Genomic DNA, 1163 nt, shown 5'->3' on the forward strand with positions numbered 1-1163 from the left:
AACAAGCGTGAGGTTTATTTGGCATGCCAAATTTTATTCCTTTAAACCTAAAGAAACATTGATTTAGATACTTGACTTTTTATAGCTGGTCTTATCAGGAATACTTGAATTCAAGATAATAATGCTATTACAAATAGTCATGAATTGAGTGAACATGAAATTGACCACTACCTTCAAAGAAGTGATCCAGTAAATATTTATGGCCTACACCATAAATCACAAGAATTCGTTCATCAGAATTATTAACGAGTTGTTTTACATTATTAAAGATAATAAGATTCCTACGATGCCAATAATTTGCAAGCCATTCAATTCCAAGATAATAATCATTTACGGAAGCTAAAGCTAATTTCAAATATGTCTCTTGTTGTTTTTTTAATTTTTCTGGGTGGTTCATCGCAACCAATACTTCCCTTATAGACTTTGTATTTATTAATTCTTGTTGGTGTTTATTATTTTCTTCACCATCTTCAATTAATTCCTTATACAGATCTTCGTTAGTTTCTTTTAAAAATTCATAAACAAACCCCATAGGAACACCGCCGGCTGGACGATTCCAATCTACTGGATAAATTTCTTTATGACCTAGTTCTTCTGCAATTCGAAACCCAAATTGATGTATTTCATCTGTTTCCAAATCTTCTTCTAGTTCTTTGCTTATGTATTTTTGATATTGATCTTCTAAAATATCTGCTCTTACAGTCTCAAATTCGACGGCAATTTTTGTAGGTTTATATGCTTTAATACATTCTATAACTTCACGAATCTCTGATTGTTTCTTATCACTATTTATATTATTTGATTTTAGTTGATAAAGGTCTCTGTTTCCACGATCACCCATATGATATGTCCCAAAAACCAGGACGGAAGGTTTTCTATCAGTCATTTTTACTCTCCTTTATTCTCTACTTCAAGAACTTATATAATCAAACAAAATAGTTGCACCTGACTCTAACAACACTTTAACATAAATATCCATTTATTGATTGGTGTCTTATCATCTTTTAACATTAACTCAAATACGTACATAATTAACCATATATAAAAAAGACGCGTTATTAAAGATTCGCGCCCGATTGCTGAATATTTGAATTCGAGATAATTCAAATAAATCTCCTTCTATTAAACAAGAGACATACCATTATACAGTTTCGAAGTTATCT

Annotated in this window: 1 protein-coding gene; it reads right to left on the reverse strand. The window is 30.6% G+C overall.

The window, feature by feature from the left end; all coding sequences use genetic code 11:
- Nucleotides 1–127 precede the first annotated feature (127 nt).
- A complete protein-coding gene (locus H514_RS0115325) occupies nt 128–886 on the reverse strand; it encodes a DUF5694 domain-containing protein (RefSeq protein WP_027447747.1) in 759 nt (252 codons plus the stop codon).
- Nucleotides 887–1163 lie beyond the last annotated feature (277 nt).

The sequence above is a fragment of the Pontibacillus marinus BH030004 = DSM 16465 genome, from assembly GCF_000425225.1.
In the GTDB taxonomy this organism is placed as follows: Bacteria; Bacillota; Bacilli; order Bacillales; family BH030062; genus Pontibacillus; species Pontibacillus marinus.

Bases quoted from the DNA above. Each gene is read 5' to 3' on its own strand.
- H514_RS0115325 (WP_027447747.1), bottom strand. From the start codon at position 886: ATGACTGATAGAAAACCTTCCGTCCTGGTTTTTGGGACATATCATATG.